The organism is Bradyrhizobium diazoefficiens, from assembly GCF_016612535.1.
Classification (GTDB): Bacteria; Pseudomonadota; Alphaproteobacteria; order Rhizobiales; family Xanthobacteraceae; genus Bradyrhizobium; species Bradyrhizobium diazoefficiens_C.
This window is the reverse complement of sequence record NZ_JAENXS010000003.1, coordinates 262,073-275,391: the sequence shown is the minus strand read 5'-3', so window position 1 is coordinate 275,391 and position 13,319 is coordinate 262,073. Positions and strand designations below refer to the sequence as shown.

The window sequence follows — 13,319 nt, the reverse complement described above, 5'->3', positions numbered from 1 at the left end:
CTGCGCAACTCATTGCCATCTCCCTGTCACAAAACAAAGTGTCCTAATTCAGAATTGCGAATGTCCGAATTAGGACAGCACCCAGAGTTAGGTATCGGCCTGTTTCCGTCCACGGATGGCCTGGTCTGAAACGGCAGTGGCCTGATTTCAAGCATTTGTTAATGACGGAACAAATCGACGCGGATTAAGATTTTGACCGCAAATTCCTACGGTTAGGACCCGTATGCATGAGGCCCGTCATGAAGCATCGCCGCCGGTTCAAGCAAACCATATCCCTCGAAGAACGTTTGGCCGCCGAAGCAAAGCGGCTACGTGATGAAGCCAAGTCGCTCCCACCTGGTGCGGCCCGGGACGACCTGATCCGCAGAGCCCGGCAAGCCGAAACCGGCTCGCACATGAGCGAGTGGCTACGGTCTCCCGGATTGATGCCACCCATTTAACGTTCGCGACATGGCCGACAAGCAACCACCCCTCAAGCCGCCCCGTCTCCCGATCCAGAACGCGCGGAGGACGCGAGGCAGGCCGTCGCCGACTGAGGAACAATGGCAATCCATGGCTCTTTAAGATCCCATGCCGCGATACTTTTTTCATGTGATCCACGAGCGCCATGAGGTCGACCGAGAGGGCGAAGAACTGCCCGACCGGTATGCCGCGTGGCGGGAAGCCACCGAGACGGCCGGGCAGATGCTGCAGGGTCTTGATGGGAAGCTAACGCCCGATCGCGACTGGCGGATGGAAGTCGCGGACGAATTTCGAAACACCCTGTACGTTCTGCACATCAGCGCAGAGAAGCGGGGATGAGCCCGCCTCAGCTGGCGGAGGCCGGGTTCGTCGCATCGCCGAGGATCAGCAGCACCAGAGGCGCCAGGGGACCGACCGCGACGGCGATCCCAACCCACCTCTTCGACGACCGGTTGCGCTCGCGCGCCATCGCGCCCGCGAGCGGGATCGATGCAATCGAGATGATGACGAACAGCCAAAAGCCCATGGCCATCTCCGGTTTGATACGGCACGATAGCACGAAAGCAACCAGCGGCCCTCCCCTCCGCAAAACGTGAGGCCGCTCTTCTCGCCCCAAAAATGACGCGCATCAAGGCCGCGCCGTCATCTTTCCGCAATCCTGCGGCACTGAACCTTTCAGCGGCTGCCGACTTGGAACGGGGCCGGCACAATGGGGATCGGGTCATGACGGAAAACACGCAGCACGATGCCATCAGCCGCAATCTCCTGCGCGAGACGGCACTCGAGGAGATGCTGAAGTTCGAACGCAAGGAAAGCGAGTTCCGCAAGAGGGACCGCGCGGAGCGCGCCGCCGATCTCCATTTGCCGCTGGACGGGATCAAGGTGCACTAGGAAAACGGTCAGGCGAAACCGGCATTTACCTACTGTGCATGGGGTTGTTCTCGCATCTTGCGGGACGTTCGCCCGCAACGCGACCTCTTAGCGCCGCTACATCAGCGCGAGCAGCACGATGCCGATGACCAAGACCACGAAGCCAGCCGCCGTCGCGGCGGCGAATGACCGCTCTACCTTGTCCATGATGCCACCCCGCTAGCAGCGCGCCACGTTTCCCCCATGGCTTCGCCGTGCCCGCAAAGTGTCGCCAACGGATGTGTCTGAAGTTGTGCGCGGCGATGTCTGAATTGGGACGTGAGAGAGGCTCTCGACGTTGCCGCAAGGCTCGCAAAGTTTGGCGCGGATTCGACTTGCGATCCGATCCGCCCCGCTTCTGTCAGGCTGTCGTAAGCTGAGCGGACTACGGTCGTCTGGCTATGGTGTTGCAGCCCAGCACCTCAGCCTCCAATAGACCACTCGCCCCGCCCGGCTCTCCCCTGGCGGGGTTTTTTCTTGCGCGGGAAGCATCGATCCATCGCGCCTGCTTCTTGCGTATTTGTCCGTGGTTCTCCGACCATGAACAGAGTTCCTGGCCGAGCGGCCGAGGCGCGTGAGAACACGTCCACCGGTTCCATCTTTCGGAATCCGATTTCGCTTGTTTCGAACTGCACGCGCTTGCTGGATTCCGATGAACTATCCACGACTTAACGACAAAATTTTGCTTGTCGAGGGAATAATGTGACGCCCAACATGTTACTCTGACATGGCAAGTGAATCGTGGAGGTGACCATGAATCACAGGGGCGTTGAGTTCACGGTTGGAAAGACGGCGATCCCGGGCGTCTGGCAGTGGCAGTTCCGGATCGGCGACGAAACCAGGACCGGCAAGACCGAGACGAAGATCGACCTTCTGGCGATCCGTCGCGTGCAGCTACGCATCGATCGGGAGTTGAAGGCCATCGGCCGCAAGACGGCCTGAATCGTCGAGAGCCCGGCCTGGGCTAGTCGGCACTGGGCAGCCGCCGCATGGTGAATTCGATGTCGCCGCCGGGCAATTCGCGCCAAGTCTCGACCTCGCTCATATAGCCCGCCTTGGGATAGCGCACGAAGAAGGCCCGCGCTCTCGCCCGTGCGGCGGCGCGCGGCAAGGTGAAGCTCTCGCGCAGATAGCCGTCGGCAGCCTTGTCGCCCGATCCGGCGGCCTGCTTGCGCCGGCGCGCCATCCGCTCGGCGAGGTCCCGCGGGCGGTCCGCCATATCCTGCCTCCTCAACGCAACACTGCGAGGGAATGTAGGATCCGGGCCGGGCAAAGGGGAGTCCCGAAAGGCGGCGTCGTCCGCCTCCGGAGCCATGGTCAATTGGCGGCCGTACCGGCCTTGGTCTTCTTCGGCGCGCTGGTGGCAGCCGAGGCCTTCGGCGCGGGCTGCTTTGGCGGATCGGCGCGCATTCCGCCCCAGGGATCGTTGGACGCCTTGGCATCCGGAATCTTCTTCAGCGTCTCCTTGTAGGCCCTGTCACGCGCTGCATCCGCGGCCTTTTCGTCGTCGGTCTTGGACGGGCCATCCTGCAGCAGATTGATATGGGGCGCCTCCTGCGCGAGGGCCGGTCCAGCCAGCACCGTCAGCACCGCCGCCATACGGAAAAGCTTCATTACTCACTCCTTGATCATCGAGGGGCGGATGCCGCACCCTGTCCTTCTTCACGGCTCAAACCGCCGCTTCAATCCGCTAAAGCCGATCCGATCTGCACGATTTCGGCCCATGAAGCCAGTCGTCCCAGATCGGGCCGCACCCGGTGCAACCGTTCAGCGCCAGACCGAGCGCGGCGAGGCAAAATAACAGGCCACATCGACGCAACATCGTCCACCCGCTCCCAAACGTGGCATCATATCGGGCGAAGTCGGGCATTTTCAAGCCGATCACCCCCGGTGACTTTGCCGCGCCCAGACGGGCAGAATGGGCGAAACATCCGGCAACACGGGAGGGAACGACAGCAATGCCATCGCAGCCAGACACCGAGTTCGGCATCACTGAGGCCAGACGCATACTCGGCGAGGTCTTTGCGCCCTGGGTCCAGGACCTCAACCTCTCCGTCGAGAAAATCGAGCATGCGCCGCCTCCCGACGCGCCGGGCTGGCAGCCGGGCGCGCTGCTGCGCATGCCGTTCTCGGAGCGACTGTGTCGCAACGGCGGCGTGGTCTGCGGCCAGGCGCTGATGGCGCTGGCCGACACCGCGATGGTGATCGCGAACCTCGCCGCCAATCGCGGTTACCGTCCGATGACGACGGTCGACCAGACCACGCATTTCATGCGCGCGGTCTCCGCCTCGGACGTGCTGGCGGATGCGCGCGTGGTGCGGCTCGGACGCACCATGAGCTTTGGCCGCGTCACCCTGCTCTCCGCCACCGACAACAAGCCGGTCGCAATGGTGTCGAGCGCGTTCGCGATGCTGCCGGGCTGAACATCCTCGGAAGCGAAGAGAGCCGCGTGCGCGCAACGCGGCTCTCGATGATGGCGATGGTGTCGAAGCGAGAGACCGAGGCGCGATTGCGATCACGCCTCGGTCGGCCGCTTTCGAAGTTACTTGCCGAGCACTTCGTCGGCTGCGGTGACGATGCTGACCGTCGGGTTCTTGCCGCAATAGGTGCCGAACTGCTTGGCGTTCTCGACGAACACGTCGGTGTCGATGATCGCGTTGTCCTCGTCGCCCTTGTACCAGCCGTCCATCCAGGTCAGCACCAGCTTGATGGTGTCGTCGCCGCTCTCGAGGAACTGCTTGCAGCTCATGGTCGAGAGATCGAGCTTGGTGGCATGAGCGGGAACGAACGACAGCGAGAGCGCTGCGGCGAACAGAAGTGAAAACGTGGTCTTCATCAGTATCTCCATCGGGGCGTAAACGCCATAAAGGAAAGGCTTTTAGGCAAACGCGGCGGAGGGACTCTCCGCTTCAACGTCGTAAACGAAGTCTGAAGCGCTCTGCAAGTAGCGCCAACATTGAGTTTAGTTCAACGTAATTTCTATGCACTATTTCACAATCGTCATGATGGATTAATGCGGATGATCGAGAAGCGTGCAGCGCAGCGTCACCGGGTTTTCAAGGGTGGTACGATCACCATTGAAGGCAGCGGAATCGCCTGCACCGTGCGCAACATGTCGGCAAGCGGCGCTGCCATCGATCTCGAAGGCCCTGTCGCATTGCCGCAATCGTTCACGCTCTCGATCGCGCGCGACAATTTCGCGCAGGATGTGGCGCAACGACAAGCGCGTAGGCCTCGCATTCGTACGATAGTACACACGATGTGAATGTCTGTTCGCATCGCGCGCGATGCAGCGCTATGCTCGCTCGAGACGACGACGGCGACGCCAGCGCAGCCCCGCGATCACCAGCGTGACGATCACGAGTACGATCACCGACGATGCAGCAAAAAATCGTCCGCCGGGGCGATCGATCGTGCGCGACCACAATGACGGCGCCTCGCCCGGGCGCGCGAGACGAAACGCGACGAGGCTGTCGCCGATCGATGTGCCGGCTTCGGAATGACCGCCGGCGCCAATCGCGACATACTGCTCGCCCTTCCAGACATAGGTCATGGGATTGGCAATGCCGGGCACCGGCAGCCGCCCCTGCCACAGCTCTCGTCCGCTTCGTGCATCGAAGGCGCGCAAGTAGGCGTCCATCGCGCCGGTGAAGACGAGACCGCCTGCGGTCACCGCGAGCCCGTTGACCAGCGGCGCGCCGAACGGCAGCGGCACGCCGAGCGGCGCCACATCCTCGGTGGTGCCCACGATCGAACGCCAGAGGATCTTGCCGGCCTTGAGATCGACTGCGACCATCTCGCCCCAGGGCGGCTTGTTGCAGAGCAGCCCAAGCGGCGACATCACCACGGCACGCGACATCGCATAGGGCGCGCCGCGCTGCTGGCCGAAATCATGACCGGGCGGCGGATTGAATCCGGCGGCATCCGCGCGCGGGATCAGCTTGATCAGATGAACGGCGCGGCTGGTGTTGGCGTAGAGTATCTGGTGGACGGGATCGAACGCCGCACTGCCCCAGTTCACGCCACCACCGGTGAAGGGAAACTCCAGCGTGCCTTGCGTCGATGGCGGCGTGAATAGCCCCTCGTTGCGCGCCGCTGCGAACTGCTGTTCGCAAGACGAGCGGCGCAAGCCGGGCAACAGCGAGAGCGCATCGTCGGTCGAGATCGTCTGCGACGTCAGCGCCGGCACATGCGTCGGGAACGGCTGGGTCGGAGACAGTATTTCGCCCTCGGCCCCACCCTGCGGCACCGCGCGCTCCTCGACCGGCCACACCGGCTTGCCGGTGTCGCGATCGAGAACGAAGACAAACCCCTGCTTGGTTGGCTGGATCACGACGTCGCGCTGGCCATTGCCCGTGTTGATACGCGCGAGCGTCGGCTGCGCCGGCAGATCGTAATCCCAGACGTCGTGATGCACGGTCTGGAATGCCCAGATGAATTCGCCGGTCTCGATGCGCAGCGCGACGACCGAATTGGCGTGCTCGTTATTGCCCGGCCGCTTGCCGCCCCAGAAATCCGGCGACGGCGAGGACGTCGGCAGGAACACCAGCCCGCGAGTTTCATCGACCGACATCGCCGCCCAGACATTGGCATGGCCGGCCTCGATGCCGTCGCGTTTGAGCGGCTCGAAGGTCCAGCGCGGCTCACCGCTGCGTGCGTCGAACGCCCGCACCGTACCGCTCGGCGCATCGACGCGACGGTTGTCGCCGATCGAGGAGCCGACGACGACGACACCGCGGCCGACCGCCGGTGGCGACGTGATCTGGAATTCGCCGGGCCAGTCCAGCCGCATGCCGACATCGAGCTTGATCTCGCCACCCCTGCCGAAGTCCGCGCAGGGAATGCCGGTCTTCGCATCGAGTGCGATCAGGCGAACATCGTTGGTGCCCATGAAGATGCGCGATCGGCAGGCGGCTCCCTCTGGCGCCGCGTCGTCAACCCAATGGGTGACGCCACGGCAGACATAGCGATTGGCGGGGCGTTGGTTGGTGACGATCTTCGGATCGTAGTGCCACTTTTGCGCACCCGTGCCGGGATCGAGTGCGATCACCTCGTTGAAGGGCGAGCAGAAGATCAAGCTGTCCTCGACGAACAGCGGTGTCGCCTCGAACTTGGTTCGCCGCATCAATTCGGGCGGACGAGCCGCGACATCGCCGGTGTGGAATTCGAACGCGCGGACGAGTTGGCCGATATTGTCGGACGTGATCTCGCGCAAGGGTGAAAAGCGCGAACCGCCGGGATCGCCGCCCCAACTCTCCCAGGCCGCGCATGGCCGCGCCACAAGGAGCAGGACAAGGCCGACCAGACATCGCAGACGGCCCGTCACCACCCGCCTCGCTCTATTTTGACTTTTTGGCGGGCTCACTCGGACGCGCCCCGCCCCACGGGTCATACTTTTCCTTTGGCTCCGGAATGCGCTCGAGCGCGGCCTTGTAGGCCTTCTCGTCGACCTTGAGCTTGTTGTCCGCCTTAGGTGTATCCTTACCCTGGCGCCTGCCCCCGCCACCCATCTGTGCCTGCGCGGAAGCGAGCGTCAGCGCCAGTACCGCGGTCGCTATGGCCAAACTCCTCATTGGTGCAAACCCCCTCATCTGGGGTACAAACTAGCCTGCAATCCCATAATAGCAAATGCGGCGCGTTCCGCACCTTCAGCAAATGTTGACCGGGCAGGACTTCGTTCCGTCGAATTCGCCCCTATCTGTTGGCCCGCAGGGGACTTCGCGAATGTTGCGGATTGTTGCTCATGTGGCGCTGCTCGCCGGCGCGCTTGCGCTGGGCGCGTGCGGCTTTGCCGACAGCCGCGCGCCGGTGCCCGACTTCATGCGCCTCAAGGAGACCGAGCAGCCGCCGCCCGAACCGCCGCCCGACGTCAAGCGCGTGGTCCGCGAACAGATCGATGTCGTCTTCCTCAACACGTCCTATCCGCGCGAGGTGCAGGTCGCGCTGCCCCATCACGAGGTCCGCGGACCGGGCTGGACCGCCTGCGTCCGCGCGCAACTGACCTCGGCCACCGGTTCGGCGCTCGGGCTGCAGACTTACATCGTGACGATCAACGGCGAAAAAGTCGTCGACCGACGACGCGCGGAAGCCGATGACATCTGCGGGTCGGAAACCTACGAGCCGATTTAGATTACGCCTACGCGACAATCCGGTTCCGGGAAAAACCTGTAATTCAGCCGGAACGATCGTTGCCTCCCCATTCTTGTTACCGCCGAGGGCAGCTTCGGAGGAGGACAGGATGAGGACGTTCACGATTGCACTGCTGGCCGGTGTTGGGGCTCTCGCTGCGGCGAGCGGCGCGGAGGCTGCGGATCTCTACACCACCAGCGAACACACCAGCCCCGATCTCATTCAGGAGGTCCGGCTCGTTTGCGATGACGCCGGCAATTGCTATCGCACCCATGGCGGCGCGCGCGTGATCGTGCGCGACTCCTACGCGACCATGCCGCGCGAGCGCTATTACGAACGCCGCACCTATCGCGATTGGGACGATGGCCCGCGCGCCGGCGTCGGCATTCGCGCGCCCGGCGTCAGCGTCGGCGTCGGTGTCGGCGGCGACCGCTGGTAAGATTTGAATCGATGAGAGCCGGGCGATCGGATCGCCCGGCCTCTTTCAGCGTCTCACACGCCAGTCTGTCATCGACCGAGGCTTACTCGGCATCCCATGGCCAGCGCCAGTGCCGCCATCCCCACCGTCGGGGGCCAGCCGAGTTCAAGGCGGCTCTCTGGGTATCGTCGAGGGACTCATAGAAAGCCTGAAACGCCGGACGCACCGACTTGATCGCCTGCAGCATCGTCTCCAGCCGCTTCTCTGCCAGCTCAAGTCGTTCCGTCGGCTTTGCCGGAATCGCGCTTGAACAATCCTTGATGATGATATCGGCCGCCTTTGCAGAAGCGGCTTTCAGTTCGTCAAGCGCTGACTTCTGCTTGTCATTCGGGTGCACGGCAGTCTCGATCTCCTGCAACCGCCATTCGGCAAATCCCGCCATCCGCGGATTGCAGAAGAAACCAAATCCGCCGCCTCCCATCATGCCGGGCCCTATCATCATGCCAGGTCCCCATCCGGGACCGGGCTGGGCAGCTACGGTCTGCCGACGGCGAGGATCAACAGCATTCCAGCAAGAGCGAGAGATCTGTAAGAGCTCGACATGGCACGTCTCCGGATTGCGCAAATCTTCATCTTGGTGTTCGGAGATCAGCTTGTCCGCCAGCTCGTTCGTCTTGGCCCGCCGATCTCCCAAGTGACTCTAGGCGGAGGCGCGTCAGGCTCGTTGAGCGGAATCAAGCTTCGTCGGGATCACACGGTCTGCGATCACTGCTGACCATCGCCCTGCTGGAACTGCTCGTAAGCCGCAATCGCGTCCGCAGCGTACATCAGCGACGGCCCGCCGCCCATATACACGGCCATGCCGAGCGTCTCCTCGACCTCCTGGCGCGTCACACCGAGCTTGACGAGGGCTTCGGTGTGAAAGCCGATACAGCCGTCGCAATGCGCCGCGACACCCAGCGCCAGCGCGATCAGCTCTTTGGTCTTCTTGTCTAGCGCGCCGTCACGCGCCGCGGCCTGGGCGAGCATCGCAAATCCCTTCATCGTGTCGGGGATGTCGTTGCGCAGCTTCTTCAAGTTGTCCGAGATGTTCCTGGTGATATCGACGTAGTTCTCGTCCATCGGCCCCTCGCTAACTTGGTTTGGCTGTGGTCGAAGTCGCCTCGCGCGGCGCGCGCAAGGCGATATAAATCGCGGGAATCACCAGCACGGTGAGCAGTGTTGACGACGCAAGCCCGAACAGGAGCGAAATCGCCAATCCCTGAAAGATCGGATCGAGCAGGATGGTTGCGGCGCCTATCATGGCCGCGAGTGCCGTGAGCAGGATCGGCTTGAAGCGGACCGCGCCGGCCTCCAGCACAAGCTCGCGGAGCGGCTTGCCGTCACCGCCACTGTGCCGGATGAAATCGACCAGCAGGATCGAGTTGCGCACGATGATGCCGGCCAGCGCGATGAAACCGATCATCGAGGTTGCGGTGAACGGAGCGCCCAACAGCCAGTGCCCGATCAGGATGCCGATCAGCGTCAACGGGATCGGCGTCAGGATGATGAGTGGCAAACGAAAGCTCTTGAACTGGGCGACGACCAGCACATAAATGCCGAGGATGGCTACGCCGAAGGCCGCGCCCATGTCGCGGAACGTCACCCAGGTGATTTCCCATTCGCCGTCCCACAGCAGCGTGGGACGCGACTCGTCCGACGGTTGGCCGTGCAGGCTGATCGCGGGCTTCGGCAATTTGCCCCAGTCATGGGCATCGACACGATCGGCAACCGCGAGCATGCCGTAGAGCGGCGCCTCGAAGCGCCCGGCAAGTTCGGCCATCACCATGTCGGCGAAGCGACCGTCGCGGCGGAAGATCGTCGGTGAGCCCTCCTCCATGGTCGCCTTCACGACTTGCCCGAGTTCGACTACCGTCTTGCTGCCAGGCAATGTGTTGGCCGGCACGGGCGTGGAGGCCAACGCCTCGTCCCAGACCAGGTTGCGCTTTCCGAGATGCACTGCGATCTCGATCGGATTGCGGTCCTCGCCGCGATGCGAGTAGCCGATCGAGATGCCGCCGAACAGCGCCTGGATCGTGTCGTAGACGTCGCGCTGCTCGACGCCGAAGAACTCGAGCCGGTCCTGGTCGATCGAGAGCCGCAACCGCGGCCGCTTCTCGCCGATGGAATCGTCGATGTCGACGATGAACGGCACCTCCGCGAAGACCTTCTTGAGCTCAGTCGTGACCGCGCGACGCGTGGCCGCATCGGGACCGTAGACCTCGGCGAGCAGCGTCGAAAGCACCGGCGGCCCGGGCGGCACTTCGACCACCTTGATGCTGGTGCCCTTGGGCGGATCGAGCGCTTTCAGCTTCTCGCGCAGCTCGAGCGCGATCTCGTGGCTGGCGCGCTTGCGCTCGCCGCGTGCGGTCAGATTGACCTGCACTTCGCCGAGCTCGGGCCTTTCCCGCAAGTAATAGTGCCGCACCAGGCCATTGAAATTGAACGGCGCCGGCGTGCCGGCATAGGATTGCAGCGAGGTGACCTCCGGCAATTGCCGCGCGATCGCGGCCGCACCGAACAGCGTGCGCTCGGTCGCCTCCAGGCTCGCCCCTTCCGGCAGGTCGACGACCACGGCGATCTCGGACTTGTTGTCGAACGGCAGAAGCTTCACCGTCACCGACTTGGTCGCAAACAGTGTCATCGACAGCAAGGTCGCGACACCGACGCCGAGCAGGAAGATCCAGGCCGACCGCTTGCTCCGCACGATCGGCGTGGCGAAGCGCCGGTAGAGCCGGCCGAGCCTGCCTTCATCGTGCGCCGCATGCGCCGACGCAATATCGCCCTTCGGAGCGAGCTTGAGCATCAGCCAGGGTGCGATCACCATCGCGACGAAAAACGAGAACAGCATGGCAGCCGACGCGTTGGCCGGGATCGGCGCCATGTAGGGGCCCATCAAGCCCGACACGAACAGCATGGGCAGCAGCGCCGCGACCACCGTCAATGTCGCGACAATGGTGGGGTTGCCGACCTCCGCCACCGCCTCGATGGTCGCCTGCAAACGCGGCCGTCCGTCGCGCATGCCCCAGTGTCGCGCGATGTTCTCGACGACGACGATGGCGTCGTCCACGAGAATGCCGATCGAGAAGATCAGCGCGAACAGGCTGACGCGGTTGATGGTGTAGCCCATCATGTTGGCGGCGAACATGGTGAGGAGGATTGTCGTGGGAATCACGACAAGGGTCACCAGAGCCTCCCGCCAGCCGATCGCGATCGCTATCAGGAGCACGATCGAGACCGTCGCGAGTCCGAGGTGGAACAACAACTCGTTTGCCTTCTCGTTGGCGGTCTCGCCATAGTCGCGCGTCACGGTGACCCGGATATCTTCGGGGATCAGGCGCGACTTCAGTCCTTCCAGACGCTTGGCAATGTTTTCGGACACGACGACTGCATTGGCACCAGCCCGCTTGGCCAGCGCCAGGCTGACTGCAGGCGTCCGCGCCCACTGCCTCCCGGCGTCGCGCCAATCGGTCCAGACGCGATGCTCGACGGTGCTTGGGCCGACGACGACGGCGGCGACGTCCTTGACGTACACCGGCCGGCCGTCGCGGGTCGTGATGAGCAGCAATCCGATGTCGGGAATCCCAGACAGCGTCTGGCCGGCCGCGACGCTCCGCACAGTGCCGGTATCGCGGACCTGGCCCGCCAGGAACGAGCGGTTGGCATCCTTTACCTTGGCCACGAGCTGCTGAAGCGTAACGCCGAACAGCGACAGCTTCTCCGGATCTGGCTCGACCCGGATCTGCTGCGCCGCGCCGCCGGAAATGTAGGTAAGACCGATATCATCGACCTTCATCAGCTCCGCGCGCAGCTTGTCGGCGAGCTCGTACAGGTCCTTATCGGTCCAGCGGCTGGCGGCTTCCGGCTTCGGCGACAGCGTCAGCACCGTCACGGCGACGTCATTGATGCTCCGGCCGACGATCAGCGGCTCGGGGATACCGACGGGAATGCGGTCGAGATTGGCGCGAATTTTCTCGTGCACGCGCAGGATGGCGTCCTCGAACTTGGTGCCGACCAGGAAGCGCGCGGTGACCATCACGCGGTCGTCCTCGGTCTGGCTGTAAACGTGTTCGACGCCGTCGATGCCCTTGACGATCGATTCCAGCGGCTTCGTCACCAGCTCCACCGCGTCCGGTCCGCGCAAGCCGTCGGCGTTGACGCGGATATCCACCATGGGAACGCTGATCTGCGGCTCCTCCTCGCGCGGGATCACCACGACGGCGATCACACCTGCGACGAGTGCAGCGAGCAGGAACAGCGGCGTGAGCGGTGACGCGATGGTCGACCTGGTCAACCGTCCTGACAGTCCAAGATTCACGGTCGCACCAGCTGGTCGCCGGCTCGAATGCCGGACAGGATTTCGAGCCCGTCGGGAAGCGCAGGCGTCGGCATGTTGCGGCCGCGTTGCACCGGCACATCGATCGATTCGTCCCCCCTCCTGAGCTGCACGTAGTCAATGCCGAAACGTGTCGTGACATAGTTAGTGGGGATGACGAAGGCTGGCCGCGTGCCTGCGGAGACCCAGACCCGCAAGCGATCGCCGACGAAATATTCACCCAGCCCTTCGACGGTCGCGTCTGCAATGACGCGTCCTTCCTCGATCTGCGGATAGACGAGGTCGATCACACCCCATCTCGAGGCTTCTCCCGCGAGTTCGGCACCATCGACGCGGACCTTGTCGCCGGCTTTCAGGAAGCGGGCGTGGCGTTCGGGCACGCGCAGCCGCAACTTGAAGTTCTGCTGCGCGATCGTCACGATCGGGTCGCCGGCGAGCACGACAGAACCCAAGGTAATCAATCGCTTCAGAACACGCCCGTCCGCCGGCGCGAGCACCTGGCCCTGGTTGAGCTGTTCATTGATGACGGCTCGCTCCGCGGTCTTCGCGCGCAGGCCGTTGTCGGCGACGTTGAGCGCCGTGCGCTGCTCGTCGAGCTTGACGCGTGGCAGGATGCCGCGCTCGACCAGCCCTTCCGTCCGGGTGAAATCGATCTGCGCCTGGTTCGCTTGCGCATGGAGCGCCTCGATCTGCGCGTCGAGCGATTTCATCTGAAGGACGAGCTTTTCGTCGCCGATGGCGGCAATAGCCTGGCCTGCGGTGACGCTGTCGCCCTCCCTCACCTTGAGCTGCACGACGGTCCCGCCGATCCGGCCGCGTGCGGGGACCACGCTGATGCTCTCGACCGTCGCGAAGACGGCCTTCTCGTCGGTAACCGGCTGCTGTGCCACGGTGAGCGATCCCGCCGCAGCGACGCATCCTGCCGGCGCGCCGATCACCGCCAATACAACTAGAAGCCCCAGGCATCGCGCCACGTATTGCACGGGACACATCCCCATCATCATCGGGTTCATCGCACCGCGCAGC

At 63.6% G+C, this 13,319-nt stretch carries 18 protein-coding genes; 8 read left to right on the top strand and 10 right to left on the bottom strand.

Annotated elements, in window-relative coordinates; genetic code table 11:
• Nucleotides 1-239: 239 nt before the first annotated feature.
• Nucleotides 240-440, top strand: coding sequence for a hypothetical protein (locus tag JJE66_RS38280; RefSeq protein WP_246756740.1), 201 nt, complete (start codon nucleotides 240-242; stop codon nucleotides 438-440).
• Nucleotides 441-570: 130 nt separating this feature from the next.
• Nucleotides 571-801 carry a DUF6894 family protein gene (locus JJE66_RS32420; RefSeq protein WP_200519623.1) on the top strand — a complete coding sequence of 77 codons (231 nt, stop codon included), beginning with the start codon at nucleotides 571-573 and terminating at the stop codon, nucleotides 799-801.
• 7 nt (nucleotides 802-808) lie between these two features.
• Here JJE66_RS32420 and JJE66_RS32415 read toward each other — a convergent pair whose 3' ends face one another.
• On the bottom strand, nucleotides 809-988 hold the full coding sequence (locus tag JJE66_RS32415) for a hypothetical protein (RefSeq protein WP_200519621.1): 180 nt from the start codon (nucleotides 986-988) through the stop codon (nucleotides 809-811).
• 92 nt (nucleotides 989-1,080) lie between these two features.
• On the opposite strand from JJE66_RS32415, the gene JJE66_RS32410 reads away from it, so the two are divergent.
• Together JJE66_RS32410 and JJE66_RS32405 are read left to right on the top strand one after the other, a co-directional pair.
• Entirely contained in the window at nucleotides 1,081-1,353 is a 273-nt protein-coding gene (locus JJE66_RS32410) for a hypothetical protein (RefSeq protein ID WP_200520188.1), read from the top strand.
• A 771-nt stretch (nucleotides 1,354-2,124) separates the two neighbouring features.
• Entirely contained in the window at nucleotides 2,125-2,313 is a 189-nt protein-coding gene (locus tag JJE66_RS32405) for a hypothetical protein (protein ID WP_200519619.1), read from the top strand.
• A gap of 22 nt (nucleotides 2,314-2,335) precedes the next feature.
• On the opposite strand, the gene JJE66_RS32400 is transcribed toward JJE66_RS32405, so the two are convergent.
• Together JJE66_RS32400 and JJE66_RS32395 are read right to left on the bottom strand one after the other, a co-directional pair.
• On the bottom strand, nucleotides 2,336-2,590 hold the full coding sequence (locus JJE66_RS32400) for a hypothetical protein (protein ID WP_200519617.1): 255 nt from the start codon (nucleotides 2,588-2,590) through the stop codon (nucleotides 2,336-2,338).
• 98 nt (nucleotides 2,591-2,688) lie between these two features.
• Entirely contained in the window at nucleotides 2,689-2,985 is a 297-nt protein-coding gene (locus tag JJE66_RS32395; protein WP_200519615.1) for a hypothetical protein, read from the bottom strand.
• A gap of 344 nt (nucleotides 2,986-3,329) precedes the next feature.
• Here JJE66_RS32395 and JJE66_RS32390 point away from each other — a divergent pair, with 344 nt between their 5' ends.
• Entirely contained in the window at nucleotides 3,330-3,794 is a 465-nt protein-coding gene (locus JJE66_RS32390) for a PaaI family thioesterase (protein WP_200519613.1), read from the top strand.
• Nucleotides 3,795-3,913: 119 nt separating this feature from the next.
• Here JJE66_RS32390 and JJE66_RS32385 read toward each other — a convergent pair whose 3' ends face one another.
• A complete protein-coding gene (locus JJE66_RS32385; protein ID WP_200519611.1) occupies nucleotides 3,914-4,207 on the bottom strand; it encodes an HdeA/HdeB family chaperone in 294 nt (97 codons plus the stop codon).
• Nucleotides 4,208-4,390: 183 nt separating this feature from the next.
• On the opposite strand from JJE66_RS32385, the gene JJE66_RS32380 reads away from it, so the two are divergent.
• Entirely contained in the window at nucleotides 4,391-4,636 is a 246-nt protein-coding gene (locus JJE66_RS32380; protein ID WP_246756738.1) for a PilZ domain-containing protein, read from the top strand.
• A gap of 30 nt (nucleotides 4,637-4,666) precedes the next feature.
• Here JJE66_RS32380 and JJE66_RS32375 read toward each other — a convergent pair whose 3' ends face one another.
• Together JJE66_RS32375 and JJE66_RS32370 are read right to left on the bottom strand one after the other, a co-directional pair.
• Complete coding sequence (locus JJE66_RS32375) at nucleotides 4,667-6,700, bottom strand: pyrroloquinoline quinone-dependent dehydrogenase (protein ID WP_311980120.1); 2,034 nt, start codon at nucleotides 6,698-6,700, stop codon at nucleotides 4,667-4,669.
• A gap of 10 nt (nucleotides 6,701-6,710) precedes the next feature.
• Nucleotides 6,711-6,944: a hypothetical protein gene (locus JJE66_RS32370; protein ID WP_200519609.1), complete on the bottom strand. Its 234-nt coding sequence runs from the start codon at nucleotides 6,942-6,944 to the stop codon at nucleotides 6,711-6,713.
• 151 nt (nucleotides 6,945-7,095) lie between these two features.
• Here JJE66_RS32370 and JJE66_RS32365 point away from each other — a divergent pair, with 151 nt between their 5' ends.
• Together JJE66_RS32365 and JJE66_RS32360 are read left to right on the top strand one after the other, a co-directional pair.
• Nucleotides 7,096-7,500: a hypothetical protein gene (locus JJE66_RS32365; protein ID WP_200519599.1), complete on the top strand. Its 405-nt coding sequence runs from the start codon at nucleotides 7,096-7,098 to the stop codon at nucleotides 7,498-7,500.
• Nucleotides 7,501-7,609: 109 nt separating this feature from the next.
• Entirely contained in the window at nucleotides 7,610-7,939 is a 330-nt protein-coding gene (locus JJE66_RS32360; protein WP_200519597.1) for a hypothetical protein, read from the top strand.
• An 82-nt stretch (nucleotides 7,940-8,021) separates the two neighbouring features.
• On the opposite strand, the gene JJE66_RS32355 is transcribed toward JJE66_RS32360, so the two are convergent.
• From JJE66_RS32355 to JJE66_RS32340, 4 genes are all read right to left on the bottom strand, one after another.
• Nucleotides 8,022-8,402 carry a Spy/CpxP family protein refolding chaperone gene (locus tag JJE66_RS32355; protein ID WP_246756736.1) on the bottom strand — a complete coding sequence of 127 codons (381 nt, stop codon included), beginning with the start codon at nucleotides 8,400-8,402 and terminating at the stop codon, nucleotides 8,022-8,024.
• A 281-nt stretch (nucleotides 8,403-8,683) separates the two neighbouring features.
• A complete protein-coding gene (locus tag JJE66_RS32350) occupies nucleotides 8,684-9,040 on the bottom strand; it encodes a carboxymuconolactone decarboxylase family protein (RefSeq protein WP_200519595.1) in 357 nt (118 codons plus the stop codon).
• Nucleotides 9,041-9,050: 10 nt separating this feature from the next.
• Complete coding sequence (locus tag JJE66_RS32345; RefSeq protein WP_200519593.1) at nucleotides 9,051-12,275, bottom strand: efflux RND transporter permease subunit; 3,225 nt, start codon at nucleotides 12,273-12,275, stop codon at nucleotides 9,051-9,053.
• A complete protein-coding gene (locus JJE66_RS32340) occupies nucleotides 12,272-13,306 on the bottom strand; it encodes an efflux RND transporter periplasmic adaptor subunit (RefSeq protein ID WP_246756734.1) in 1,035 nt (344 codons plus the stop codon). The genes JJE66_RS32345 and JJE66_RS32340 overlap by 4 nt, the downstream gene beginning before the upstream one ends.
• Nucleotides 13,307-13,319 lie beyond the last annotated feature (13 nt).

Bases quoted from the DNA above. Each gene is read 5' to 3' on its own strand.
- JJE66_RS32410 (WP_200520188.1), top strand. From the start codon at position 1,081: ATGACGCGCATCAAGGCCGCGCCGTCATCTTTCCGCAATCCTGCGGCA.
- JJE66_RS32360 (WP_200519597.1), top strand. From the start codon at position 7,610: ATGAGGACGTTCACGATTGCACTGCTGGCCGGTGTTGGGGCTCTCGCT.
- JJE66_RS32370 (WP_200519609.1), bottom strand. From the start codon at position 6,944: ATGAGGAGTTTGGCCATAGCGACCGCGGTACTGGCGCTGACGCTCGCT.
- JJE66_RS32400 (WP_200519617.1), bottom strand. From the start codon at position 2,590: ATGGCGGACCGCCCGCGGGACCTCGCCGAGCGGATGGCGCGCCGGCGC.
- JJE66_RS32385 (WP_200519611.1), bottom strand. From the start codon at position 4,207: ATGAAGACCACGTTTTCACTTCTGTTCGCCGCAGCGCTCTCGCTGTCG.
- JJE66_RS32420 (WP_200519623.1), top strand. From the start codon at position 571: ATGCCGCGATACTTTTTTCATGTGATCCACGAGCGCCATGAGGTCGAC.
- JJE66_RS32355 (WP_246756736.1), bottom strand. From the start codon at position 8,402: ATGATGGGAGGCGGCGGATTTGGTTTCTTCTGCAATCCGCGGATGGCG.
- JJE66_RS32415 (WP_200519621.1), bottom strand. From the start codon at position 988: ATGGGCTTTTGGCTGTTCGTCATCATCTCGATTGCATCGATCCCGCTC.
- JJE66_RS32350 (WP_200519595.1), bottom strand. From the start codon at position 9,040: ATGGACGAGAACTACGTCGATATCACCAGGAACATCTCGGACAACTTG.
- JJE66_RS38280 (WP_246756740.1), top strand. From the start codon at position 240: ATGAAGCATCGCCGCCGGTTCAAGCAAACCATATCCCTCGAAGAACGT.
- JJE66_RS32405 (WP_200519619.1), top strand. From the start codon at position 2,125: ATGAATCACAGGGGCGTTGAGTTCACGGTTGGAAAGACGGCGATCCCG.
- JJE66_RS32380 (WP_246756738.1), top strand. From the start codon at position 4,391: ATGATCGAGAAGCGTGCAGCGCAGCGTCACCGGGTTTTCAAGGGTGGT.
- JJE66_RS32365 (WP_200519599.1), top strand. From the start codon at position 7,096: ATGTTGCGGATTGTTGCTCATGTGGCGCTGCTCGCCGGCGCGCTTGCG.
- JJE66_RS32390 (WP_200519613.1), top strand. From the start codon at position 3,330: ATGCCATCGCAGCCAGACACCGAGTTCGGCATCACTGAGGCCAGACGC.
- JJE66_RS32395 (WP_200519615.1), bottom strand. From the start codon at position 2,985: ATGAAGCTTTTCCGTATGGCGGCGGTGCTGACGGTGCTGGCTGGACCG.
- JJE66_RS32340 (WP_246756734.1), bottom strand. From the start codon at position 13,306: ATGAACCCGATGATGATGGGGATGTGTCCCGTGCAATACGTGGCGCGA.